The organism is Stenotrophomonas sp. CFBP 13724, from assembly GCF_014841975.1.
In the GTDB taxonomy this organism is placed as follows: domain Bacteria; phylum Pseudomonadota; class Gammaproteobacteria; order Xanthomonadales; family Xanthomonadaceae; genus Stenotrophomonas; species Stenotrophomonas lacuserhaii.
Genome location: NZ_JACYUW010000003.1, coordinates 250,707 through 274,511, shown reverse-complemented (window position 1 = coordinate 274,511; position 23,805 = coordinate 250,707). Strand labels below are relative to the sequence as shown.

Here is a 23,805-nt window from a genome sequence, read left to right as displayed (position 1 = left end):
CGCCGTTCAGCCGTGGCTGTCCAGTTCCTGCACGCGCGGCTGGTACCAGCCATCGCCGAGCGGATCGAACACGGTGCTGCGTTCCATCGGCCCCTGGTAGACGTGCAGCGACACCGCGATGTTCTCGCTGCTGGCGTTTCGCAGGGTGTGGTATTCGTGCGGCGGAATCAGGCTGCCGGCGCTGCCTGTTTCGCCGTACAGCACCGGCTGCGCAGCAAACCGCCAGCGCGGGCCATGCTGTTCCAGCAGCGCATAAGGGGTAACCCGCAGATCGCCATGCCAGACTCCTTCCACGCACCACATCGCATCGTGGTCATGCAGCGGCGTGCCCTGCCCCGGGCCCCAGCACATCGCAATCACGCTGTAGCCCAGCGTGGGGCTGCGGTGCAGTTCCCGACGTGCGTAGCGACCCTCCAGCGGCTGGTAGACGCAGGAAGGCAGTTCGATATCCGGATCATGGATCGCCTGCCGCAGCGTGTGCTGCAGCGCGCGGGTGATCGCTCCGGCATCGCCCTGCCCGACCGCGGCATCCAGCGCCGTGATCAGTCGGTCTTTCCCGCGGAAGGCCGGTGGGGTGAGGTGCAGATCCATGCCTGCAGTCTAGGCGAGTGATGTATGCGGAACGTTCGCAGGGTGTTAACAGCAGCCGAGAGCGCCTGTTTCCGTACGTGGCCGGCGCAGCGCAGGGGTGGGCAACCTGGGGGAGAGGAGCTGGATGCGTCAAGGCAGCAGGAGCGGGCGCAGGGCGGGGACGCTGCGTGCAAGCTCTTCGGTCATGATCGTGGCGAACACATCCGCGCCCTTGTCGCCCAGGTGGGTGTAGTCGAAGGCCCGCTTGGCCTGCCCCATCGGTTCCAGCAGCGCGTGCTGCGCCGCGTGGCCGGCCGCGCTGCCAGGAGCGGCATCGACGGTGGTGCCGGTCAGTGCGGCCGCGACCTGCTGCTGCGACGCGGGCGCCTGCGCCAGCTGCATCGCCAGCACCGGGCCCATCGCCTGCACCAGTTGGCGGCTGCGCGCATGCAGGTCGACCAGCGGCACATCCAGTTCGGCGGCCACCGTGCGCACGGCGTCTGCCCAGGGGCCCAGATCGTCCATCAGCGTGCCATCGGCAAACTGGCGCCGGGTCAACGGCGTGACCAGCACCGGCACCGCGCCGGCCGCGCGTACCTCGGCGACGTACCGGCGCAGGTTGTCGGGGAACTCATGCCGCAGGTCGGTGGAACGCCCCGGCTTGCCGGGCTGGTCGTTGTGGCCGAACTGGATCAGCACCCAGGTAGTGGCATAGCCGGCCGTGCGCATCTCCGCTTCCACCAGCGCCCATGAGCCTTCGGCGCGGTAGTTGTAGGTGCTGCGTCCGCCGCGCGCCAGATTCGTGCAGGCGGCGAAGGACACCAGGTGGTCCGCACAGAAGCGCGGTCCCCAGCCCCCCTGCACCGCCGTGGTGGAGTCACCGACCAGGATGACCTTGCTGGCGCGGATCGGCGTTGGCGCCGGCCGGTCGGCGGGCACTTCGGCCAAGGCCGGCGGTGTGAGGCAGCAGAAGAGAAGCAGCAAGCGCAGCATGACGGGGACAGGTAGCGCCGAGCCATGCTCGGCGGGATGCCTGAAGAGAACAGGGATCATCAACAGCTCCTTTGAACAGGACTCAGAACGTGCCGCGCTGCAGGAACGGTGCCTGCCGATACAGCTCACGCTCACCGCCACGCGGGTCGTCAGCCAGCGTGCTGCGCACATCGAACAGCAGCGTCTGCCGGCGCGGCAGGCCGTACGGTTCCCAGTGCGCCAGGCCGGCGTGGTTGGGGTCGCCCTGGCGGGCGAACTGCAGCAGTGCGCTGCTCATGGTGGCCGCCAGTGCGCGTGCCTGCGCGCCATCGCCACTGCGTGCACCGGGCTGGGCGGTGTTGTCGAACACCAGCGGGATGTCCAGCGTGTGGAAAGCGCCGAGCCTGCCGCCGTCCAGCGGCGAACCCCAGTCCAGTTGGTAGGCCCAGGTGGGCGCCGCACCGACGCCCTGGCGCGCGCGCGCTTCCAGCTCTTCCACCGCCCCGCGCCATGAACGTCCGGCGGTGGTAGCGGCGAAGAACACCTGCGACGGCGTGTAATCCGGATACATCCGGCGGTACGCGTCGATCACCCGCTGTGGGCGCAGGTCGACGTACTGCTCGCGTTCCAGCTTCGCCGGCAGGGTATCCCAGGTGAGTTCGTGGTTGGCCGGATCGTTGCCGAGGAACGCGCGGGTCTCATCGCGCGTGTTGCCGATCACCATCGGGATGTGCGCGGACTGCGCCGGCGCTTCGGGGAAGAACGGATGCACCGGTAGTACCGCATCATCCAGCACCGGCCCCACGTACAGCCCGCTGGTCTCGATCCGCGACGGATCGCGCGCCTTGCCGGCGGCCAGCAGCGCGGCCGGGGACAGACGCAGCAGCGCCTGGACGTCCTTCGCGGCGGCCGCTTCCATGGCGATGGCGGTACGCTGCGCGGCGGCGCGCGGGCCGGCGGCGGTGACCTGCTGGCCGCTCATCGTCCAAGCCCGCTGGAACAACCCCTTCGCCGCGGGCATCGCCATCAGCGTGGCGATCTTCGCGCCGCCTCCTGACTGGCCGAACACGGTGATGTTGCCCGCATCGCCGCCGAAGACCGCAGCATGCTCGCGCACCCAGTGCAGGGCCTGTACCAGGTCGAGCTGGCCGACGTTGCCGGACGCGGCCATGCGCGGGTCACCGAGTGCGCCCAGGTACAGATAGCCGAACAGATTGAGGCGATGGTTGACCGTCACCACCACCACGTCGCCGCGCCGGCACAGCGCGCCACCGTCGTACAGCGGGTCACTGCCGGAGCCGTTGTTGAAGCCGCCGCCGTGGATGTAGAACAGGATCGGCCGCTTGCCGCCGTCGCCGAGCGCCGGCGTCCAGACATTGAGGAACAGGCAGTCCTCGCTGCCCGGGCCTTCGCTACCACCCTGTGGCGCGGCGGCTCCGTACTCCAGTGCATCGGCGATACCGCGCCACGGCATCTCCCGGCGCGGTGGCTGGAAGCGGTAGGCGGCGGTGTCGGCGCCGTAGCGAAGCCCGCGGAACACACACATGCCGTGTTCGCGCTGGCCGCGCACGCGCCCCCCGCGCACCCGCGCCAGTACCTGCTGGTCGGCGTGCAGGCCAGGTTGGGCCAGTGCGGTCGGCAGCAGGGAGGTGGCGGCGGCAGCGGACGCCCAGCGTGCACTGTCGCGCAGGAAGCGCCGGCGTTGCAGGTCGGCGTGATCATCGTTCATGGGTGACCCTCCGGGGTCTGGGTCTGGGCGCGCAGCCAGCGCTGGGCGATGTCCGGCCACAGGGCCGTGGTCGAATCCGCGGGGGCGCGCATGCCGAAGCCGTGGCCACCGTGGGCGAACACATGGAGTTCGTGTTCCACGCCCGCCGCTGCCAGCGCACGCGCCATCAGCAGGCTGTTGTCGACGCTGACCACGCGGTCATCGCTGGCGTGCAGCAGCAGGGTGGGGGGCATGTCTGCGCGCACCTGCTCCTGCATCGAGTAGCGGCGTACCAGGGCCGCATCCGCCGGTTGGCCGAGCAGCCGCTGGCGTGAGCCACTGTGCGCGTGCGGTCCCATGTCGATCACCGGGTACACCAGCACCGCGCGGGAGGGCCGCGCGCTGAGCCGGTCGGCCGCATCGGCTGGCGGATAAGCGGGGGTGTCGAAGCCGGTGGCCAGGCGCGCAGCGACATGCCCGCCGGCCGAAAAGCCCATCACCGCGATGTCCTCGGCATCCAGCCCGCGGCTCGCTGCTGCGGCACGAACCACGCGCATCGCGCGCTGCGCGTCGGCGAGCGCCGCCTCGCGGTCGCGACCGGGCTCGGGCAGGCGATAGCGCAGCACGAACAGGGTATAGCCGGCGCGGTCGACCCACTGCGGGACCAGCCCGGTGCCTTCCTTGTCGATCACCACGCGCTGGTAGCCGCCGCCTGGTATCACCAGCAGCGCCTTGCCATTGGACTGCGGCGGGGCATGCACCACCAACCACGGCGCATCGATCTGGTCGACGTAACGATCGGGCCGGTCCTGGTCCGCACTGCGCTCCACCACGTGAAGTCCGCGCGCGGGGCCGCTTTCGCCGGGAACCTGTCCCGCTGGCCACAATGCGATGTGCTCGCCGGCGGCCTCTTCGGCGCCTGCAACGGGCGTCGGCGGTGCGCGCTGCGCCGCAGCGGCGGCAATCGCCGGTGAAGCGGCCAAGGACAACGAACAGAGCAGCGAAAAAAGCGTCGATCTCATGCGGCACAAGGCTCCCGGAAGGATGACAGGTGGCCGTTGGCCACCCTCGTCGTGCCTTCTGACGCACTGCACATTGCCAGATGACACCGGTTTACCATATACACGTCATCCGAACGCTGTCGATGCGCAGCGCAACAACGCCAAAGGGAGAGCCTCCTTGAGCAACGAACCCGGCAACATGGACCTGCCAACCGCACCGGCGGCCTCCGCCGACCCTGCCGCCATCGCCAGCGCCTTCACCGGCGCGCGCCGCGCGGGCGCATCACTGGCCGATTTCCCCGGCCAGATCCCGGCCGATCTGGTCAGCGCCTACCACGTGCAGGACCTGGCGATCAGCCAGTGGGACCACGACGTAGTGGGCTGGAAAGTCGGCTACATCGCTGAAGAGCGCCGTGATGCGTCTGGCGATGATCGTCTGCTGGGCCCGATCTTCAACAATCGGCTGCAGAATGCTACCGGTGGAACAACGCTGGACATCGCCGTGTACGAAGGCGGTTTCGCGGCCGTCGAAGCGGAGTATGTGATCGAGCTGCTGGAAGACGCCCCGGCCGACCAGCTGGAGTGGACGCCGGAGCAGGCCGAAGCGCTGCCGGCCCGCCTGTACATCGGTGTGGAGGTTGCCAGCAGCCCGCTGGCCACGATCAACATCCTCGGCCCGCTGGTGGTGGTGTCCGACTTCGGCAACAACAACGGCCTGCTGCTGGGACCGGAAATCACCGACTGGACCACCCGCGATGACAGCGAACTGCGCGCGGAAACGCTGATCGAAGGCGAGGTGGTCGGCACCGGCGGTGCAACCCGCCTGCCCGGCGGCCTGCGCACCGCGATTGCCTTCGCGCTGTCCCGCTCGGCCAAGCGCGGCCGTCCGCTCAAGCGCGGCGAACTGATCGCCACCGGCAATGCGACCGGTATCCACGACATCCGCGTAGGCCAGACGGCCGTGGTGCGGTTTGCAGGTTTCGGAGACATTGCCTGCCGGGCCGTCGCTGCGGGATGACCGCAGCCGCCTGGTGAACACGCGCGGGAGGGCGCAGATGATCACACGTAGAAATTTCCTTGCCACCAGCCTCGGCGCGCTTGCCGCGCCGGTACTGGCCGGCTGCAGCAAGGCCGGCGACAGCGTGGCCGGCGGCCACCTGCTGACCGCCACCGATGTGCATGTGGCGGACTATCCCACCGTGACCGCGGTGAAATGGATCGGCCAGACGCTGGAACGCGAGACCGGCGGGCGCCTGCGCCTGCGCCAGTACCACTCGGGGCAGCTGGGCCGTGAATCCGAAGCGATCGACATGGCCCGCTTCGGCGCCATCGACATCACCCGGGTCTACTCCGGCGCGCTCAACAACGCCTTTCCGCTGACCCAGGCGCTTTGCCTGCCGTACGTGTTCGATTCGGTGGCGCACATGCGCGCCGCGCTGGACGGCGGCGTGGCCGAGGCGGTGCTGCGCGGCTTCGAAAACCGCGACCTGGTTGGCCTGGCGATCTACGATTCCGGCGCGCGCTGCTTCTACAACACCAAGCATCCGATCGTGTCGCCGCAGGACCTGCGCGGCCTGAAGCTGCGCGTGGCCTCCTCGGACATCTTCATCCAGCTGATGCGCCTGTTCGGCGCCAACCCGACGCCGATGTCGCTGGGCGATACCTTCTCCGGCATGGAGACGCACATGATCGACGGTGCGGAAAACAACATGCGCAGCTTCCATTCCAGCCGGCATTTCGAGGCCGCGCACTACTGGTCGCAGAGCGACCATTCGTACGCACCGGACGTGCTGCTGATGTCGCGCGCTAGCTTCGACCAGCTGCGGCCGGACGATCGCCAGCTGCTGCTGGAGACCGCGCGTGCCTCGGTGAAGGTGATGCGTGAACAGTGGGATGCCTCCGAAGATGCCGCGCGCAAGGCGGTCATCGACTTCGGCGTCAAGACCAACGAGGTGGACCTGGCGGCCTTCCGCAAGGCCGCTGATCCGCTGCTGCAGGAATACCTGAAGCAGCCCGAGCTGGCCGCCATGGTCAGCCGCATCCGCGATCTCGCCTGAGGAACTCCGCCATGACCGACATGACGACGGGAACCGCCCCGATCGCCCCCGGCGCAGGACAGCGCCTGCTGGACCGCATCGCCGACTTCGCCATCTACATCGCCGTGGCCGCCCTGTTGGGGCTGGTGGTGGTGCAGGGCTGGCAGGTCTTCGCCCGCTACGTGCTCAATGATTCACCCAGCTGGACCGAGCCGGTGACCCTGCTGCTGCTGAGCACCGCGATGAGCCTGGGTGCGGCCTGCGGCGTGCACACCAACCGCCACTTCGGCTTCTTCCTGCTGGCCGCCTACATGGGCCCGCGGCTGCGCCGCACGGTGGACACCTTCGTGCAGCTGGTGATCGGCGTGCTGGGCGCGTACCTGGCGGTGTTCGCGATGGTGCTGCTGCGCGACGGCCTGGACATCAAGGCGGCCGGTGCCAATCTGCCGCAGAGCATCAACTACCTGCCGCTGTCGGTGGGCGGGGCGTTGATGGTGCTGTTCGCGCTCAACCGTGCCTGGCGGGTCCATTTCCCGCTCGCGGTGGTAGCCGTCGAAGACGCTGAAGGAGATCGTTGAACATGGGCATTACCCTGCTTTTCCTGGTGTTCGCCGGCCTGCTGGTGATCGGCGTGCCAGTCGCCTATGCGCTGGCTGCGGCCGCGCTGGCCACCCTGCTCTACCTGGACATCCCCAGCATCGTACTGGTGCAGCAGATCTCCGCGGGGACCGGCTCGGCGTCGCTGATCGCGATCCCGCTGTTCATCTTCGCCGGCGAGATCATGATGCGTGGCGGCATCTCCGAACGCCTGATCGCGCTGGCGTCCTCGCTGGTCGGGCGCATGCGCGGCGGCCTGGGCCAGGTTTCGATCCTGTCTTCGCTGTTCTTCGGCGGTGTGTCCGGTTCGGCCATCGCCGATGTGTCTGCGGTGGGTGGCACGATGATCCCGCAGATGGTCAAGCGCGGTTACGACCGCGACTTCGCCGTCAATGTCAGCATCACCGCCGCGCTGGTGGCACTGCTGGTGCCGCCGTCGCACAACCTGATCCTGTTCTCGGCCGCGGCCGGTGGTGGCCTGTCCATCGCCGATCTGTTCGCTGCAGGCATCGTGCCGGCACTGCTGATGACGCTGGCACTGATGGTCACCGGCTACGTGGTGGCGCGTCGTCGTGGCTATGGCGTGGAAGTGTTCCCCGGCTGGCGCGCGGTGGCCCTGCGCATCTTCTCCGCCCTGCCCGGCCTGGGCCTGGTGGCGTTGATCTTCGTCGGCATCCGTGCCGGCATCTTCACCGCAGTGGAAAGCGCGGCCATCGCCGTGGTGTACGCGTTGCTGGTCACCACCGTGCTGTACCGCCAGCTGCCGTGGCGCGAGTTCTTCGGCACGGTCATCCATGCCGCGCGCAGCACCGGCGTGATCCTGTTCGTGATCGCCACCGCCGCCGTGTTCGGCTGGCTGCTGGCGTTCCTGCAGGTGCCGGTGGCTGCGGTGGACTTCCTGCAGTCCTTCGCGCACAGCCAGTTCATGGTGCTGTTGATGATCGTGATCATGCTGCTGCTGCTGGGTACCTTCATGGACCTGGCACCGATGATCCTGATCTGCACGCCGATCTTCCTGCCGGTGGCCAAGGCCTACGGCATCGATCCGATCCACTTCGGCCTGGTGCTGGTACTGACCGGTGGCCTCGGCCTGGTGACGCCACCGGTGGGCTCGGTGCTGTTCATCGGTACCGCCATCGGCAAGATCAGCGTCGGCGAAAGCATGCGCAGCATCTGGCCGTTCTGGTTCGCCGCGCTGGGCGTGCTGCTGGTCGTGGCGTTCTTCCCTGGGCTGTCGCTGTGGCTGCCGCATCTGCTGCGGGCCTGATGGGCGGGGGGCGTGGTGACCCACGGTCGCCACGCATCGAAGGAAGCGTGACGACCAACGGTCGTCACCCACCGCAGCCGCGGGTCGTCACCCACCGCGGCCGCGGGTCGTCACCTACATATGTTTCCTGGGAGGGAAAACGATGCAGTTCAAGCACACCCTGAAGATCATGCTGGCCGGTGGCCTGCTGTTGGCTACATCGGCCGTGACCGCCGCAGAGCCGGTGGCCGCGACGAACTGGAAACGCGGCATCGAGAACCAGCGACAGGCCGATCTGGGCAATGGCACGTTCCTCAACCCGGTGTTCGCCGGTGATCGCCCGGATCCGTCGGTGCTGAAGGATGGGGATGATTACTACCTCACCCTGTCCTCCTTCGATGCGTATCCGGGCCTGCCGCTGTGGCACTCGCGCGATCTGGTCAACTGGCAGCCGCTGGGCCATGCGATCACCAAGAATGTCGGTGCTATCTGGGCACCGGACATCATCAAGCACGAAGACCGCTACTACATCTATTTCCCCGCGCGCACCGGCGAGACGCGGAGCAACTTCGTGGTCTGGGCCGATGACATCAAGGGGCCGTGGAGCGAGCCGATCGACATCGGCCTGGAGAAGTACATCGATCCGGGCCATGCGGTCGGTGAGGACGGCAAGCGTTACCTGTTCCTGAGCGGCGGCGACTACGTGCAGTTGGCCGACGACGGCCTGAGCGTGGTCGGCACCCCCAAGCACGTCTACGACGGCTGGAAATACCCGGAAAGCTGGGACGTGGAGGCGTACGCGCAGGAAGGCCCGAAGATCAACTTCCGCGATGGCTGGTACTACATGACCACCGCGGTGGGCGGTACCGCCGGCCCGCCGACCGGCCACATGGTGATCGTCGCCCGTTCGCGCTCGATCCATGGGCCGTGGGTGAACGACCCGAACAATCCGATCATGCGCACGCAGTCGGCCGCCGAGCCGTGGTGGTCGCGCGGGCATGCCACGGTGGTGGAAGGCACCGACGACCGCTGGTGGATGATCTACCACGGCTATGAGAACGGCTATTGGACGCTGGGCCGCCAGGCCCTGCTGGAACCGATCGAGTGGACCGCCGACGGCTGGTATGTCGCCAAGGGCGGCGACCTTGGCCAGCCGCTGCGCAAGCCCTCGGGAGAGTCGGTGGGACAGCATGGCATGGCCCTGTCGGACCCCTTCACCGGCAGCAAGCTCGGCCCGCAGTGGTCGTTCTTCAACCCCGCACAGGATGAATACAAGCGGCTGGGCTTCAGCGGCAACGGCCTGGTGCTGCAGGGCAAGGGCGAAACCCCGCGCGACAGCTCGCCGCTCACCGCCATCGCCGGCGACAAGGCCTACCAGTTCGAGGTCGAGATGGATGTCGCCCCCGGCGCAGTCGGCGGCGCCCTGCTGTACTACAGTGACCGCCTGTACGTGGGCGTTGGCAGCAACGGCGAGAAGTTCATCATGCACCGCTATGGTGAAGAGCGCCCTACCCGCCTGACGCCCAGCAGCACCGGCGGCAAGCTGTGGCTGCGGGTCACCAACAACCGCCACATCGTCACCCTCCACTCCAGCACCGACGGCCGCACCTGGCAGAAGTACCCGGTTCAGATGGAAGTGTCCGGTTACCATCACAATGTGGCGGGCAAGTTCCTGGCCCTGAAGCCGGCGCTGTACGCGGCCGGCGACGGCGCGGTCACCTTCCGCAACTTCCGCTACCGCGCGCTCGACTGAGCGCGCGGCTAGAATCCCCCGGCCCCTCGAGTCGAAGACATGTCAGTGCGCAACAGCAACGATGCCGCCAAGCCGGCAGGAATGAAAGGCAAGGCGGCAACGATCAACGACATCGCGCGGCTGTCGGGGGTCTCGAAGAAAACGGTTTCAAGGATCATCAACAACTCCCCGCTGGTGCGCAAGGACACGCGCGAGAAGGTGGAAACGCTGATGCGCGAGGTCGGCTACACGCCCGACCCGTTGGCGCGTGGGCTGGCCTTCCGGCGCTCGTTCCTGATAGGGATGGTGTACGACAACCCGACCGCGCAGTACATCGTGGACATGCAGTACGGCGCACTGGATGCGCTGCGCGGTTCCAGCTTCGAACTGGTGGTGCATCCCTGCGACAGCCGCAGCCCCGGCTACATCGAGGGCGTCTGCCGCTTCGTGCAGCAGCAGAAGCTGCACGGGGTGATCCTGGTGCCGCGTGCGTCCGAAGACCAGGCGCTGGCCGATGCCCTGGAAGAGATCGGCTGCCGCTTCACCCGCATCGCCTCGCTGCCGCTGGATGAAACTTCGCAGATGGTGGTCACCCATGACCGCGACGGCGCCGCCGAGGCGGCCGATTACCTGCTGTCGCTCGGCCACCGCGATATCGCGCTGGTGACCGGCCCCAGTGCCTACCGCTCGGCCCACGAACGCACCTCCGGCTTCATCGAGGCGCTGGCCAAGCGCGGCATCGAGCTGCCCAAGGACCGCATCGTCGAAGCCGGTTACACCTTCGAATCCGGCGTGGCCGCAGCGGAAAAGCTGCTGCTGGGCAAGAAGCGCCCGACCGCCATCTTCACCGGCAACGATGAAATGGCCGCCGGCATCTACAAGGTCGCGCTGCGCGCCGGCATCAACATCCCGCGCGAACTGTCGATCATCGGCTACGACGACAGCCCGCTGGCCTCGCGCCTGTGGCCGTCGCTGACCTCGGTGCGGCGGCACACGCGCGATACCGGACGTACCGCTGCGGCAATGCTGATCCAGCCCGATGGCCAGCCGGCGATGCAGATCGCCAGCGTGCGCCCGCACCTGATCGTGCGCGATTCCTGCCAGCCGCCGCAGGACGAATAAACCGTAAACCCCCGCCCCGCAAGGAAGAAAAGGCACCTTGCGGTGCAAAATGACACCGGTGTCCAAGGCCGCTAGAATGGCCGCCACACCGCGCCGGCGCCGAGTCATCGGCCCGTCCCCTGCTCTGGAGAAGCCATGTACTGCAAGACCCATTACGCCACCCATCCCGATGCCATCAAGGGCGCCAGCAATGACGACCTGCGCGACCTGTACCTGCTCGATGGGCTGTTCAACGCCGATGCGGTGACCCTGAAGTACACCCACTACGAGCGCTTCGTGCTCGGCGGTGCGGCGCCGGTCAACGGCCCGGTTTCGCTGCCCAAGCAGACCGAACCGGCTTCGGCCGCCGGCCACGCGTTCCTGGAGCGTCGCGAGCTGGGCGTGATCAACGTCGGCAGCGGCAGCGGCACCATCACCGTCGATGGCACGACCTTCAAGCTGGGCCCGAAGGACGGTCTGTACGTGGCCATGGGCAGCGAAGACGTAGTGTTCGCTTCGGACGATGCCGCCAACCCGGCGCAGTTCTACCTGGCCTCGACCCCGGCGCACGCGCGCTTCGAGACCAAGGCGCTGTCGATCAAGGACGCGGTGGCACTGGACCGCGGCGCGCTGGAAACCAGCAACGAGCGCACCATCTACCAGTACATCGTGCCGGCCACCTGCCAGTCCTCGCAGCTGCTGCTGGGCCTGACCGTGCTGAAGCCGGGCAGCGTCTGGAACACCATGCCGCCGCACCTGCATGACCGCCGCAGCGAAGTGTATTTCTACTTCGACCTGGGCCAGAACGACCGCGTGTACCACTTCATGGGCGAGCCGGAAGCGCAGCGCCACATCGTCATCCAGAACAACGAAGCGGTGGTATCGCCGCCGTGGTCGATCCACATGGGCGCCGGCACCAGCAACTACGCCTTCATCTGGGCGATGGGCGGCGAGAACCTGGATTACACCGACATGCACGTGCTGGACATCTGCCAGCTCAAGTAAGCCTCAGTTCCGCCGCCGGCATCCGCGCCGGCGGCGGTCCGTCCATCGTGCGGCGAGCGCACGTATCCACAAGGAATGCATCAATGGCTAATCCGTTCAGTCTGGAAGGCAAGGTCGCGCTGGTCACCGGTGGCAACACCGGCCTGGGGCAGGGTATCGCCGTGGCATTGGCTGCCGCAGGCGCCGACGTAGCCGTGGCCGGCATCGCACCGCCGACCGACACCGTGGCGAAGATCACCGCGCTGGGCCGCCGCTGCCTGGCCATCGAAGCGAACCTGATCAGCATCGAGCCGGTCGAGCGCGTGGTGCGCGAAACCATCGAAGGCCTCGGTGGGCTGGATATCCTGGTCAACAACGCCGGGCTGATCCGTCGCGCCGACGCGGTCGACTTCACCGAGCAGGACTGGGACGACGTGATGAACGTCAACATCAAGTCCGCGTTCTTCATCTCGCAGGCGGCCGGTCGCCATTTCATCGCCCAGGGCCACGGCAAGATCATCAACATCGCCTCGATGCTGTCCTTCCAGGGTGGCGTGCGCGTGCCGTCCTATACCGCCAGCAAGAGCGGCATTGCCGGCATCACCCGCCTGCTGGCCAACGAATGGGCCGGCAAGGGCATCAACGTCAATGCGATCGCCCCCGGCTACATGGCGACCGACAACACGGCCGCCCTGCGCGCCGATGCAGACCGCAACAAGTCGATCCTGGAGCGCATCCCCGCCGCACGCTGGGGCAACCCGGAAGACCTGGCCGGTGCTGCCGTGTTCCTGGCCTCGTCGGCGTCGGACTACGTCAACGGCGCGGTGCTGCCGGTCGATGGTGGCTGGCTGGCGCGGTAACCCGGTAACACCATCGCATTCGCGCTGGCGCTCCCACGGTTTGCGCTGCAAACCGCGGGCCCCGCGTCACCCTGCTTCCAGACCCCCACCGCTTCGCGGTCGCCCCCTGACTCAGGGGGCTTTCCTCCAGATGCAAACCGGGGCCGGCATTGCCGAGGTGCACATCGTGCGTTTGATGCTCTTTCTGCTTCTGTTCCTCGTCGCTGCCACCGCACACGCTGCGCCGGTGCGGGTGTTCATTGCCGGCGATTCGACCGCGGCCGAGTACGGGCCGGAGCGGGCGCCGCAGGCGGGCTGGGGGCAGATGCTGCAGAGCTACCTGGATCCAGCGCGCATCGAGGTGCGCAACCATGCCAAGGGCGGCCGCAGCACGCGCAGTTTCATCGCCGAAGGACGGCTGGACGCCATCGCCGGCGAGCTGCGCAAGGGCGATGTGCTGCTGATCCAGTTCGGCCACAACGATGCGAAGTTCGAAGACCCCTCGCGCTATACCGATCCTGCCGGCGACTACGCCGCGTTCCTGATGCGCTACGTGCAGCTGGCACGCGACAAGGGCGCCACGCCGGTACTGATCACTCCGGTGGCACGCCTGTTGTACGACTTCGGTTCACTGCTGGATACGCATGGCGTGTACACGCTGGCGATGAAACAGCTGGCCGCGGGCGAGGACATCGCGCTGATCGACCTCAACGACCGTTCCACGCGCTGGATCCGGGCGCTGGGTGAGCAGGGCGCCAAGCCGTATTTCCTGTTCGTGCCGGAACAGCAGAAGGCTGATGGCACCCATTTCAGCGCGGCAGGCGCGAACGCGGTGGCCTGCCTGGTGCTGCGTGACTGGGTGGAACTGCAGCCGGCAGTGAAGCCGGCGCTGGTGCGCGACATCGACTGCGATGTGGGCGGCGGTGCAGGGCAGGGCAGCGACCCGCAGCGCCCGTCGCAGGTCGTGCACGAAGACGACCTCGCGCGGCCCCAGGCCGGTCCGCATGGCGGCGCGGGTCCGACCACGGCGTATCCGTTCTTCGCCGACGCCGAGGGCCTGCCGTTCGTGCTGCGCAAACGCGTGCTGCACAAAGGTGCCGGCATCGGCCTGCATCCGCAGCACAAGGACGAGATCTACTACATCGTCAGCGGCAAAGGCTCGTACGTGCTGGATGGAAAGCAGTTTGATGTTCGCCCCGGGCATGCGCTGCTGACCCGCACCGGCAGTCGCCACGCCCTGCAGCAGCGTGGCGAAGAAGACCTGGTGGTGCTGCTGGCCTACCCGCGCTGACGTCACCGACCGATGACCGGTAGCGCCGACCCATGGTCGGCGAGCGCAGCGGCGGCTCCTGGCTTTCAAGCACCGCGCATGATCGGAGAATGTGGCGACCAACGGTCGCCACCCACCAAGCCACTACGCCACGCCTCAGACGTCGCCGCCGCTCGCCCAGCCATCCCCGGTACCGCGCTGGAACACGCGGTCGTCCGCCTGCACCTGGCCGGCCGGCAACTGCGGCTGGTCCGCCAGGCCGGCGTAGATCGTGGTGAAGTCCGGCGCGGTGGCCTGCATCAGCTGCTCGAAGCTGTCGATGACGAAGTAGGTCTTCTGGAAGGTATCGATGCGGTAACGCGTGCGCATGATGCGTTCCAGGTCGAAGCCGATCCGGTTCGGTGCCGGCGACTCCAGCGAGTAAAGTGATTCGCCCTTCGACGACACGATGCCTGCGCCGTAGATGCGCAGCCCGTCGGCGGTATTGATCAGGCCGAATTCGACCGTGTACCAGTACAGGCGCGTCAGGTTCTGCAGCGCGTCCGGGCCCAGCGCATGGGCCTTCACGCCGCCGCGCCCGTAGGCTTCCATGTAGTCGGCGAACACCGGGTTCATCAGTAGCGGCACGTGCCCGAACAGGTCATGGAACATGTCCGGCTCGGCGATGTAGTCGATCTGGTCAGGGCGGCGGATCCACCAGGTCACCGGGAAACGCCGATTGGCCAGGTGATCGAAGAAGTCCAGCTCCGGCAGCAGCCCTTCCACCCCGACCAGGGTCCAGCCGGTGGCCGCCGCCAGGGCCTCGTTGAGCTGGTCGAAGCGCGGGATCATGTCCGCGCTCATGCCCATGGCGTCCTGCGCATCCAGGAACTCCTGGCAGGCGCGACCGTTGAGCAGGTCGCGCTGGCGCTTGAACAGCGTGCTCCACGTTGCGTGGTCGTCGGTGCTGTAGCTGTCCCACGGCTGTTCCACCACGGCGGTGGTATAGACCGGCACATAGCCCTTGTCGGTCTGCTGGTGCTCGACGCGGCGGGGAGTGGTCTGGTCCATGGGATGGCTCCTTGCGGGTGTCCGTCGATGCTAGGGCAGGGATCGCGCAACAGGGTTGCAAAGTTGCGCGTTGATCGCGTCCTGGCGCAATATCGTTGCGTCCATCCCGTGTTGCGAGGCAGCAATGGCAGGTGAAGTCCAGTTCGACCGCACGGATCTACGCCTTCTGGCCGAGATCCAGCGTGATGGCCGCGCCACCAACGCCGAACTGGCGACGCGGGTGAACCTGTCCCCTTCGGCCTGCCTGCGCCGCCTGCAGCGGCTGGAAGGCGAGGGCGTGATCGCCGGCTATGGGGCGCGGCTGGAGCCGAAGCACATCGGCCTGGGGCTGCAGGCCTTCGTGCGCGTGCAGCTGGAAAAGCATGACCAGGCCGCCATCGCGCGTTTCGCCGACAGCGTGGTGGAATGGGACGAAGTGGTCGCCTGCCACGCGCTGACCGGCGACATGGACTACCTGCTGCAGATCTACGTGCGCGACCTGGAGCATTTCTCCAGCTTCCTGTTGGACAAGCTGCTCAATGCCTCCGGCGTGGCCGATGTCAACTCCAGCTTCGTGCTGCGCACCGTGAAACCCTTCCGCGCACTGCCGTTGTCGCAGCTGGGTGGGTGAACCGGTTTGACGGCAGCGATGCGGTAGCCGAGCATCGTCGGCAGCGGTAGCGTCGAACAGGGGCGTTGGCTGCAGCACCTCTTTCGATCATCGACATGCCCGACACCGCGCCTTTTACCGACACCACCCATTTCCTGCCACTGCGGCGGCGGACGCTGGCGCAGCACCTGGGCCGCGGCACGCCGCCGTCGACGCCGTTGGAACAGGCGGGTCTGCTGGCTGCCCAGCTGTGCCGCCTGCATGCCCATCCGGGGGCGCAACTGGAGCGCCTGCTGCACGATGCGTGCGCGTTGTTCGCCGCCGACGACGGAAGTGCAGCCGCCGCGCAGCTGAGCGGGAAGGGCGGCCAAGGGCAGCCGGCGCTGGATGCGTGGCTGGCCGAGCTGGCCATGCACGGTGTGCTGCTGGCGCCGGACGAGGCCGTGGAGCGCTTCGTCGCCGCCTCGCCCGATGCCTATCCCGGCGCGGACTTCCAGGCCGCCTGCCAGGTCACCCTGGCCGAGCACACCATCCGTTACCCGGCCACCGCCGCGCCCGACGACGAGGACGAAGCGGTCGAGCCCGACTCGGATCCCGAGGAGCAGGCGCCGCGTGCCACCGGGGCCATCGAGCGCAACGGGCTGTTCACCAGCGAACAGGCGCGCGTGCTGCGCGCCATCGCCGCCAACCCGGATGAACTGATCGACCTGGACGCCTACGCCGGTACCGGGAAAAGCCATCTGGTGCTGGCGCTGATGGACGCCCGGCCAGGCCGCTATACCTACATCGCGCCGTCGCGTGGCCAGGTCGAAGCCTTCCGCCCGCGGCTGCCCGCCGATTCCGGCACGCGGCTGCTGACCCAGATCGAACTGGCCAACCTGATGGTGCAGCAGGCCGCACGCAGTGGCCGCGGCAACGGCTTCGTGCCGACCTACCGGCTGAGCACGATCCCGGCCTGGGAGATCACCCGCCGGATCGGCCTGCAGGGCATCGGCCAGCGCGTACCCGAGCAGGTGCTGATGACGGCCCTGGAGGGCATCAACCGGTGGTGTGCGTCGTCATCGCCGACGTTGCAGGCCGCGCACTTCGACCGTTCGCTGCCATGGGCGATGCTCGACGCGGCGCCCTACGTGGCGGCCGCCGAGCACGTCTGGCGCTGCATGTTCGATGCCGGCGTGCAGAAGGGCGGTTGCCTCAGCCTCAATACCGGCCACCTCGGCAAATGGCTGGAGCTGCAGGGCGTGGCGCCGCCGGTCGGGCTGGGCATGCTGCTGGTGGATGAGGCGCATGAACTGAGTCCGGCCTGGAAGCAGGTGCTGGCCCGGCATGCGCCCGGCGTGGTCAGCCTGGGCGATCCGCACCAACGGCTGGTCGGGCGCGCATCGCGCTGGTCGAGCTCCAAGGTGCTGGAAATGAGCCAATCGGTGCGCCAGGGAAGCCAGGTGGATGGCCTGGTCAACCAGTCACTGGCGCTGGATGACATCGGGGCGTCCAGCGAACGCTTCATGGGCGCCAGCGACCGCGCCACCGGTGTGCGCCGCTATGCCACGTGGTCGCAGGTGCCGCCGTCCGGGGCACGCCTGTACGGCAGCCTGTGGCGGCTGCTGCAGGAAGCCAACCAGCTGCTCGCGCAGGGTGCGCGCGTGCACGTGCATCCGGCTTCGCTGCGCCTGCTGCAGAAAGAAGCGCAGGCGCCGATCGATGCGTGGCGAAGCGTGCGGCGGGGCGAGTCGAGCCGGCGCTGGGAGGCCTTCGTGGAAGCCTGCGAGCAGCGCGGGCAGGGTGATATCCCGGCGCTGTTTTCCGGTGGATTCGATTCAACCGCACTGGAGCAGCTGCTGGCGGCGCTGGTGCCCGCGCAGGACGCAGCCATCACGCTGTGCCTGGCCCAGCATGCAAAGAACCTGCAGTTCGACCGGGTGGCGATGTCGGCATGCTGCTTCATCACCGGCTACGAGACGCGCCAGGCGCACAGCCCGGTGCGTGCGGCCTACCTGGGGCTGACCCGTGGCAGCCAACAGCTGTGGCTGCCGGGCGATGCGATGGAACAGCTGCAGCTGAGCGCGCAGCGCCATGCCGAGACGCTGGAAACCCGGCGCATGGAAAAGCGCCGCGCCGCCGGGCATGTGAAGCGCTGAAGCGTTAGCGCCGAGCCACGCTCGGCAAGCGTGACGACCAACGGTCGTCACCCACCGCAGCAGGAGCCCGGTAGCGCCGAGCCACGCTCGGCGAGCGCAGCGGCAAAGGAGCAACAGCAGGACGGCCAGCGGCCGTCACTGCCGAGGGTCAGCAGTCGGCTTTGCGGCCCATCAGCCGGCCCATGCGCGAAGGCTCATCGCACTTCGGCTTGGGCGGCGGCAGCAGGGCGGCGGCGCGCGCGCGCTGGATCTGCTCGATCTTCGCGCGGATCTGCGGCATGGCGGCCATCGCGGCCTTCTCGCCTTCCAGGATAGCCTTGCCGCGCTGGCTGAAATCGGACGCGCCGATATCCAGCACGCGCGGTCGGATGATGATGTCCGCGCGCGCCAGTTCCTGTTCGCCCAGGCGCTGGCCCATGATCGCGATGGACTGGTTGACGATGCCCAGCATGCCGGTCGGCGTACGACCGCTGGCCTTGCTGGAGATATCCACGGCGACGACGAACTCGGCGCCCAACTGGCGCGCTGCGTCCACCGGCACCGGGCTGACCACGCCGCCATCCACGAAATTGTTCTGGCCGATCTTCACCGGTTCGAACACGCCCGGAATGCTGCTGGACGCACGCACCGCCTGGCCGACGTTGCCGCGCACGAACACCGCGCGCTCACCGGTTTCCAGGTTGGTGGCCACCGCTGCGAACGGCTTGCGCAGGCGTTCGCCCGGCTTGTTGCCGACCTGCTGGTTGACGTAGTCCTGCAGCTTCTGGCCCTGCACCAGTCCACCGGAGAACAGGCGCACGTCGCGGATGCTGGCTTCGTCCAGTGCCACCGCCTTGGTCTGCATCTCGAAGGCATCCATGCCGCTGGCGTACAGCGCACCGACCACGCTGCCGGCACTGGTGCCGGACACCACCACCGGTTCAAAGCCGTTGGCTTCCAGCATCTTGATCACGCCGATATGGGCGAAGCCCTTGGCCGCGCCGCCGCCGAGGGCGATGCCGATCTTCACCGGCTTGGTGGGCTGCACCACGGTGGGCGCAGGCGGCGGAGTGGGGCGGGCGTTCTCGCCACCACAACCGGCCAGCAGGCCGAGCAGGGCAACGGACAGCATCACACGGGTGCGGGAAAGACTCATCGGCAAGGAGACGCAGCAGGAAAGAGCGCCAGCATAGCGAAGCGCGGAGCCGCTGCGGGGGCAGTGGCTGCACGCATTCAGTTGGTAGTGACGGCCGCTGGCCGTCAATCGCGGTGGGTGACGACCGTTGGTCGTCACGGCCTTTCGGCCAGTGGCAGCAGGGTCACGGAGCGAGAGCGTGACGACCAACGGTCCTCACCCACCGGGCGGAGGGGCGCAAGCGGGCCGCTTTCCTCTCAGAAGCGGTTGTCGCCGTCCAGCATCCGGCCCAGGCCGCCCAGTACCGAGCCCTCGCCGCGGTTCTGGCCACCGCCCTGCGGCGCGGCCATCCACATCCGGCCAGCCAGCCGCGAGAACGGCAGCGACTGCAGCCAGACCTTGCCGGGGCCGGTCAGGGTGGCCAGGAACACGCCTTCGCCGCCGAACACCATGCTCTTGATGCCGGCAACCCGGCGCACGTCCATGTCCACGCTGGCGTGGTAAGCGACCACGCAGCCGGTATCCACGTCCAGCCGCTCGCCGGCCGCCAGTTCGCGTTCGACCACGCAGCCGCCGGCATGGATGAACACCCAGCCGTCGCCTTCCAGCTTCTGCATGATGAAGCCTTCGCCGCCGAACAGGCCGGTCATGATCTTGCGCTGGAACTGCACGCCGATCTGCACCCCGCGCGCGCCGGCGAGGAAACTGTCCTTCTGGCAGATCAGCCGCCCGCCGTGCTCGTCCAGCTTCATCGGCAGCACCGTGCCGGGGTAGGGCGCGGCGAAAGCCACCTTGGCCTTGCCGTGGCCGGTATGCGTGTACAGCGTGGCAAACAGGCTCTCGCCGGTCAGCACGCGCTTGCCGGCCGACATCAGCTTGTCCATGAAGCCGCCGCCCTGGCCGCTGTGCGAGCCATCGCCGAACACGGTATCCATCTGCACCGCCGAATCCTTGAACATCAGCGCGCCGGCTTCGGCGATCGCGCTCTCGCCCGGGTCCAGTTCGATCTCCACGAACTGCATTTCATGGCCGACGATGCGGAAATCGATGTCGTCCGCGCGCTGGCTGCCCGCGCCGTGGCCTGGCACCGGGGGCGGTGCGCTGGACATGCCGGGGGCCTCGCTGCGCAGTTCGGGGACCTCGCCGATCGCCATCCAGCCACTCATCCCCTGGCACCAGGCCAGCGCGCGCGGATTGGCCTGGGCGAAGCGGCGTGCGGCCTGCTCATCGAAGGGCCCAACGCGCTCGGCCTGGCCGGGGACATGGAAGTACCACTGGTTCATCGCTGTGATTCCAAGGGGTGCGGGAACGACGAGTCTAGCGGGCTGGCCAGCGCCCCGGCGACGGCCATGAACGCGCGGCATTTGCGGCCAGCGTGTTGTATTGCAACAATTATCTGGTAGCGCCGTTCCACCACCCCTCCCAACACAGCCTACCGCCATGTCCCCGAACCGTTCCGTCCACGACCGCCGACCGGTCGTGCGTCCGCTCGTTCTCGCTCTCTCCGCCCTGCTGCCGCTGTCCGCAGTTGCCCAGCAAGCTCCGGCCAGCAAGGATCCGGTCGCGCTCGATGCGCTCACCGTGACCGCACAGCGCCGCGTCGAGAACGCCAAGGACGTGCCGGTGGCGATCACTGCGATCCAAGGGGAGAAGCTCGATGTCCTCGGTTCGGCCGGTGACGACATCCGCTTCCTGGCCGGCCGCGTGCCCAGCCTGAACATCGAATCGTCCTACGGCCGTGCCTTCCCGCGCTTCTACATCCGCGGCCTGGGCAACACCGATTTCGACCTCAACGCCTCCCAGCCGGTGTCGCTGGTCTACGACGACGTGGTGCAGGAAAGTCCGCTGCTGAAGGGCTTCCCGCTGTTCGACCTGGCCGGCGTGGAAGTGCTGCGCGGCCCGCAGGGCACGCTGTTCGGCCGCAACACCCCGGCCGGCGTGGTCAAGTTCGATTCGGCCCGTCCGTCGCAGGACGCTGACGGCTACGTCAGGGTCGCCTATGGCAGCTACGACACCTGGAACGTGCAGGGCGCCTACGGCGGCCCGCTGACCAGCCGCTGGTCGGCCCGCGTATCGGCCCTCTACCAGCGCCGCGACGACTGGGTAAGCAACACCCGCAGCGACGCACCGGCACAGGGTTTCGAAGGCTACGACGAAGGCGCTGCGCGCGTGCAGTTCCTGTACGAAGGCGACGGTTTCGAAGGCCTGTTCAACCTGCACAAGCGCAAGCTCAACGGCACCGCGCGCCTGTTCCGCGCCAACATCATCCAGCCCGGCAGCAACAAGCTGGTGGAAAACTTCGATCGTGATGAAGTGTCCACCGACGGGCAGAACTTCTCCGACCTGGAAACCTGGGGCGGCAGCGCGCGCCTGAAGTGGGATCTTGGCCGGGTCACCCTGCACTCGATCACCGGCTATGAAACCGCCGAATCGCTCAACCACGGCGACATCGACGGTGGCTACGGTGCCGCCTTCCTGGGCGCCGGCAACTATGGTCCGGGCTTCATCCCGTTCCCGTCCGAGTCGGCCGATGGCCTGCCGAGCCACCGCCAGTGGACGCAGGAATTCCGCGTCGAATCCAACGAATGGGGCCGTTTCGACTGGCAGGCCGGCGTGTTCTACTTCGATGAAGACGTCACCATCGACAGCTTCAACTACGACTCGCTGACCCCAGGCAATCCGCAGAGCGGCCATGCCGTGCAGCAGCAGCGCAACAAGGCGTGGGCGGCGTTCGCCTCCGGCGACTTCGACGTCACCGAGCGGTTCAAGCTGCGTGCCGGCGTGCGCTATACCCAGGACAAGAAGGACTTCACCGCCAGCGTGCTGCAGGCGGTCGCCGGTGGTACGCCGGTCAGCGGCCCGTACGTTGCCAACAGCGATGTCGACGATGTCAGCTGGGACCTGAGCGGTGTGTATGCACTGACCGAAAACGTCAATGCCTACGCGCGCGTGGCCAAGGGCTTCCGTGCGCCGTCGATCCAGGGCCGGTTGGCCTTCGGCGGGGTCACCCAGGCCGACTCGGAGAAGGTGATTTCGTACGAGGCCGGCATCAAGGCCGACCTGTTCGACCGCCGTGCGCGCCTGGGCTTCAGCGTGTTCCGCTATGACGTGGACGGCCAGCAGCTGATCGCCGTGGGCGGCACCAACAACACCGCCACGCTGCTCAATGCCGACAAGACCATCGGCCAAGGCTTCGAGCTCGACTTCGAAGCCTACCTGACCGACAACGTGCTGCTGACCCTGGGCAGCAGCTACAACGACACCGAGATCAAGGACCCCAACCTGGCGGTAGCGATCTGCGGCGGCGGCTGCACCATCACCGATCCGACCACGGTGATCAACGGCGGCACCTATGCGCTGGTCAACGGCAATTCGCTGCCGCAGGCGCCGAAGTGGATCCACAACCTGACCCTGCGTGCTGGCTTCCCGGTCACCGATGCCAGCGAGTTCTACGTCTACACCGACTGGGCGTACAAGAGTGAAGTCAACTTCTTCCTCTACGAATCGCCGGAGTTCCGCAGCCGCAGCTCGCTGGAAGGCGGGCTGCGCCTGGGCTACAACTGGGATTACGGCCAGTACGACGTCGCTGTGTTCGGTCGCAACCTGACCGACCAGGTTCGGGTGGTCGGGGCGATCGACTTCAACAACCTGACCGGTTTCCTCAACGAGCCGCGTACCTTCGGCGTGGAGTTCACCGCGAAGTTCTGACCGACCGGGAAACGTGGTGGCGGCCTGAGGTCGCCACCCAGCCGATGGTCATCCACGGCGCGGATTCTTCTGCGCCGTTTTTCATTTACAGCGCGCTTTGTGGACGCACCTTCAGTACCGCTTCCTCGGCCGCGCAATCGCGGCTGGACGATCGACCGGCCGCGCGTGCGGCTGCGATTTCACGTTTTGCAGCGAGCAGGTCGGCCTGGAACTCCGGGTTGTCGTGCAGCCGCGCGACCAGTGTGGCGCCGAGGAACCGCGCCTGTACGATATCGCTGTGCCAGTGCATGTTGCAGACCAGGCGACTTTCAGCGTAGCTGCGACCGCGCGCGAAGATCGCATCGGCCCGCTGCGGTGCCACCTCGGCGAGGATCAGCGCCCACGCCCAGCCGGCGATGCCGTGGCCGGATGGATACGAGCCGGTATCGCGTTTCTTGTCGTCCTCTTCCGGGGTGCAGGTCGGCGCTGCGTTGACCACGTAGGGCCGCCGGCGCAGATACTGGTTCTTGGCCGGACGCGCGGTGGCGCTGGCGTCGCGGCGGCTGCGCTGCAGCAGGCTGAGCAGGGCCGGGGTGCGCGCGGCGTCCACGTCGATCCCCAGTGCGCAGCTGAACTGGTTGGCACCCGGCTGCATCGGGCCTTTGGGGAATGAATCGTCGGCATCCCGGCTGGCCTGGGCAAACCGCTCGGTGCCGCGCAGTGCGAGCGCTTCATCGCTGACCTGCGCATCCAGGGCTGCGGTCACCGTGCCTGCGGCAGGCGGCGCGGGGAGCAGCGCGATGCTGTCCGGCACCTGCGTTTCGACAAGATAGCCGGTGACCTTGGCAGCCACCGGTGAGGTGGTGGCGACCAGCGACAGGGCGGCCAACGCAAACGGTCTGGTCCGCGCGATGGCGGCTGTCGGGTGGTGTGTCATGGAGGGGAATTCCGCATGCGATGGAAGCGGCAGCGTTGCACGACGGTGCACGCCTGTCGGCACGCTGCCGCCCGTTGCAAGGCAGCACCGTGGCGCAGAGCGTCACTGCCCTGCGCGGGTGGACCGCGGCGGTCGGCAGCGGGCCGCAAGGCCATGGCGTGCAGCCGATTGCCTGACACGATGGCAGGCAGCGGCCCGACGCACCTGCGGAACCTGCCAGCGTCGGCGGCGTCA

At 67.7% G+C, this 23,805-nt stretch carries 20 protein-coding genes; 12 read left to right on the top strand and 8 right to left on the bottom strand.

Going from position 1 to position 23,805, the window contains the following annotated elements:
- Positions 1–6: 6 nt before the first annotated feature.
- The 4 genes from IFT63_RS14750 to IFT63_RS14735 form a co-directional block, all read right to left on the bottom strand.
- A complete protein-coding gene (locus IFT63_RS14750; protein WP_042612116.1) occupies positions 7–591 on the bottom strand; it encodes a cysteine dioxygenase family protein in 585 nt (194 codons plus the stop codon).
- Between the two features lie 129 nt (positions 592–720).
- Entirely contained in the window at positions 721–1,623 is a 903-nt protein-coding gene (locus IFT63_RS14745; RefSeq protein WP_249404484.1) for a rhamnogalacturonan acetylesterase, read from the bottom strand.
- 22 nt (positions 1,624–1,645) lie between these two features.
- The gene (locus IFT63_RS14740) at positions 1,646–3,271 is read right to left on the bottom strand and encodes a carboxylesterase family protein (protein ID WP_192084894.1); all 1,626 of its coding nucleotides are present in this window, start codon (positions 3,269–3,271) and stop codon (positions 1,646–1,648) included.
- Entirely contained in the window at positions 3,268–4,272 is a 1,005-nt protein-coding gene (locus tag IFT63_RS14735) for an alpha/beta hydrolase (protein ID WP_192084892.1), read from the bottom strand. The genes IFT63_RS14740 and IFT63_RS14735 overlap by 4 nt, the downstream gene beginning before the upstream one ends.
- 178 nt (positions 4,273–4,450) lie before the next feature.
- Between IFT63_RS14735 and IFT63_RS14730 the strand changes: the two genes are divergently transcribed.
- From IFT63_RS14730 to IFT63_RS14690, 9 genes are all read left to right on the top strand, one after another.
- Positions 4,451–5,269, top strand: coding sequence for a 2-keto-4-pentenoate hydratase (locus IFT63_RS14730; RefSeq protein WP_192084961.1), 819 nt, complete (start codon positions 4,451–4,453; stop codon positions 5,267–5,269).
- Positions 5,270–5,306: 37 nt separating this feature from the next.
- The gene (locus tag IFT63_RS14725) at positions 5,307–6,308 is read left to right on the top strand and encodes a TRAP transporter substrate-binding protein (RefSeq protein ID WP_192084890.1); all 1,002 of its coding nucleotides are present in this window, start codon (positions 5,307–5,309) and stop codon (positions 6,306–6,308) included.
- 11 nt (positions 6,309–6,319) lie between these two features.
- On the top strand, positions 6,320–6,865 hold the full coding sequence (locus IFT63_RS14720; RefSeq protein ID WP_042612113.1) for a TRAP transporter small permease: 546 nt from the start codon (positions 6,320–6,322) through the stop codon (positions 6,863–6,865).
- A 2-nt stretch (positions 6,866–6,867) separates the two neighbouring features.
- Positions 6,868–8,151: a TRAP transporter large permease gene (locus tag IFT63_RS14715; protein ID WP_192084888.1), complete on the top strand. Its 1,284-nt coding sequence runs from the start codon at positions 6,868–6,870 to the stop codon at positions 8,149–8,151.
- Between the two features lie 142 nt (positions 8,152–8,293).
- The gene (locus tag IFT63_RS14710) at positions 8,294–9,883 is read left to right on the top strand and encodes a family 43 glycosylhydrolase (RefSeq protein ID WP_192084887.1); all 1,590 of its coding nucleotides are present in this window, start codon (positions 8,294–8,296) and stop codon (positions 9,881–9,883) included.
- A 39-nt stretch (positions 9,884–9,922) separates the two neighbouring features.
- The gene (locus IFT63_RS14705) at positions 9,923–10,984 is read left to right on the top strand and encodes a LacI family DNA-binding transcriptional regulator (RefSeq protein ID WP_042612110.1); all 1,062 of its coding nucleotides are present in this window, start codon (positions 9,923–9,925) and stop codon (positions 10,982–10,984) included.
- Positions 10,985–11,119: 135 nt separating this feature from the next.
- On the top strand, positions 11,120–11,968 hold the full coding sequence (gene kduI / locus IFT63_RS14700; RefSeq protein WP_042612109.1) for a 5-dehydro-4-deoxy-D-glucuronate isomerase: 849 nt from the start codon (positions 11,120–11,122) through the stop codon (positions 11,966–11,968).
- Positions 11,969–12,051: 83 nt separating this feature from the next.
- On the top strand, positions 12,052–12,807 hold the full coding sequence (gene kduD, locus IFT63_RS14695; protein WP_042612108.1) for a 2-dehydro-3-deoxy-D-gluconate 5-dehydrogenase KduD: 756 nt from the start codon (positions 12,052–12,054) through the stop codon (positions 12,805–12,807).
- 166 nt (positions 12,808–12,973) lie between these two features.
- Positions 12,974–14,077: a GDSL-type esterase/lipase family protein gene (locus IFT63_RS14690; RefSeq protein ID WP_192084886.1), complete on the top strand. Its 1,104-nt coding sequence runs from the start codon at positions 12,974–12,976 to the stop codon at positions 14,075–14,077.
- A 135-nt stretch (positions 14,078–14,212) separates the two neighbouring features.
- Here IFT63_RS14690 and phhA read toward each other — a convergent pair whose 3' ends face one another.
- Complete coding sequence (gene phhA / locus IFT63_RS14685) at positions 14,213–15,106, bottom strand: phenylalanine 4-monooxygenase (RefSeq protein WP_192084884.1); 894 nt, start codon at positions 15,104–15,106, stop codon at positions 14,213–14,215.
- A gap of 124 nt (positions 15,107–15,230) precedes the next feature.
- Between phhA and IFT63_RS14680 the strand changes: the two genes are divergently transcribed.
- Positions 15,231–15,716: an Lrp/AsnC family transcriptional regulator gene (locus IFT63_RS14680; protein WP_042612106.1), complete on the top strand. Its 486-nt coding sequence runs from the start codon at positions 15,231–15,233 to the stop codon at positions 15,714–15,716.
- A 95-nt stretch (positions 15,717–15,811) separates the two neighbouring features.
- Entirely contained in the window at positions 15,812–17,833 is a 2,022-nt protein-coding gene (locus IFT63_RS14675; RefSeq protein ID WP_192084882.1) for a hypothetical protein, read from the top strand.
- A 148-nt stretch (positions 17,834–17,981) separates the two neighbouring features.
- On the opposite strand, the gene IFT63_RS14670 is transcribed toward IFT63_RS14675, so the two are convergent.
- Positions 17,982–18,968, bottom strand: coding sequence for a patatin-like phospholipase family protein (locus IFT63_RS14670; RefSeq protein ID WP_042612104.1), 987 nt, complete (start codon positions 18,966–18,968; stop codon positions 17,982–17,984).
- Positions 18,969–19,204: 236 nt separating this feature from the next.
- Positions 19,205–20,230: a TIGR00266 family protein gene (locus IFT63_RS14665; protein ID WP_042612103.1), complete on the bottom strand. Its 1,026-nt coding sequence runs from the start codon at positions 20,228–20,230 to the stop codon at positions 19,205–19,207.
- A 157-nt stretch (positions 20,231–20,387) separates the two neighbouring features.
- On the opposite strand from IFT63_RS14665, the gene IFT63_RS14660 reads away from it, so the two are divergent.
- Positions 20,388–22,655 (top strand): TonB-dependent receptor, encoded by a 2,268-nt coding sequence (locus tag IFT63_RS14660; RefSeq protein ID WP_042612102.1) that lies wholly within the window; start codon positions 20,388–20,390, stop codon positions 22,653–22,655.
- Between the two features lie 85 nt (positions 22,656–22,740).
- On the opposite strand, the gene IFT63_RS14655 is transcribed toward IFT63_RS14660, so the two are convergent.
- Positions 22,741–23,571 carry a phosphatase PAP2 family protein gene (locus IFT63_RS14655; protein ID WP_192084880.1) on the bottom strand — a complete coding sequence of 277 codons (831 nt, stop codon included), beginning with the start codon at positions 23,569–23,571 and terminating at the stop codon, positions 22,741–22,743.
- Positions 23,572–23,805 lie beyond the last annotated feature (234 nt).

Bases quoted from the DNA above. Each gene is read 5' to 3' on its own strand.
- IFT63_RS14750 (WP_042612116.1), bottom strand. From the start codon at position 591: ATGGATCTGCACCTCACCCCACCGGCCTTCCGCGGGAAAGACCGACTG.
- IFT63_RS14745 (WP_249404484.1), bottom strand. From the start codon at position 1,623: ATGATCCCTGTTCTCTTCAGGCATCCCGCCGAGCATGGCTCGGCGCTA.
- IFT63_RS14740 (WP_192084894.1), bottom strand. From the start codon at position 3,271: ATGAACGATGATCACGCCGACCTGCAACGCCGGCGCTTCCTGCGCGAC.
- IFT63_RS14735 (WP_192084892.1), bottom strand. From the start codon at position 4,272: ATGAGATCGACGCTTTTTTCGCTGCTCTGTTCGTTGTCCTTGGCCGCT.
- IFT63_RS14730 (WP_192084961.1), top strand. From the start codon at position 4,451: ATGGACCTGCCAACCGCACCGGCGGCCTCCGCCGACCCTGCCGCCATC.
- IFT63_RS14725 (WP_192084890.1), top strand. From the start codon at position 5,307: ATGATCACACGTAGAAATTTCCTTGCCACCAGCCTCGGCGCGCTTGCC.
- IFT63_RS14720 (WP_042612113.1), top strand. From the start codon at position 6,320: ATGACCGACATGACGACGGGAACCGCCCCGATCGCCCCCGGCGCAGGA.
- IFT63_RS14715 (WP_192084888.1), top strand. From the start codon at position 6,868: ATGGGCATTACCCTGCTTTTCCTGGTGTTCGCCGGCCTGCTGGTGATC.
- IFT63_RS14710 (WP_192084887.1), top strand. From the start codon at position 8,294: ATGCAGTTCAAGCACACCCTGAAGATCATGCTGGCCGGTGGCCTGCTG.
- IFT63_RS14705 (WP_042612110.1), top strand. From the start codon at position 9,923: ATGTCAGTGCGCAACAGCAACGATGCCGCCAAGCCGGCAGGAATGAAA.
- kduI (WP_042612109.1), top strand. From the start codon at position 11,120: ATGTACTGCAAGACCCATTACGCCACCCATCCCGATGCCATCAAGGGC.
- kduD (WP_042612108.1), top strand. From the start codon at position 12,052: ATGGCTAATCCGTTCAGTCTGGAAGGCAAGGTCGCGCTGGTCACCGGT.
- phhA (WP_192084884.1), bottom strand. From the start codon at position 15,106: ATGGACCAGACCACTCCCCGCCGCGTCGAGCACCAGCAGACCGACAAG.
- IFT63_RS14680 (WP_042612106.1), top strand. From the start codon at position 15,231: ATGGCAGGTGAAGTCCAGTTCGACCGCACGGATCTACGCCTTCTGGCC.
- IFT63_RS14675 (WP_192084882.1), top strand. From the start codon at position 15,812: ATGCCCGACACCGCGCCTTTTACCGACACCACCCATTTCCTGCCACTG.
- IFT63_RS14670 (WP_042612104.1), bottom strand. From the start codon at position 18,968: ATGAGTCTTTCCCGCACCCGTGTGATGCTGTCCGTTGCCCTGCTCGGC.
- IFT63_RS14665 (WP_042612103.1), bottom strand. From the start codon at position 20,230: ATGAACCAGTGGTACTTCCATGTCCCCGGCCAGGCCGAGCGCGTTGGG.
- IFT63_RS14660 (WP_042612102.1), top strand. From the start codon at position 20,388: ATGTCCCCGAACCGTTCCGTCCACGACCGCCGACCGGTCGTGCGTCCG.
- IFT63_RS14655 (WP_192084880.1), bottom strand. From the start codon at position 23,571: ATGACACACCACCCGACAGCCGCCATCGCGCGGACCAGACCGTTTGCG.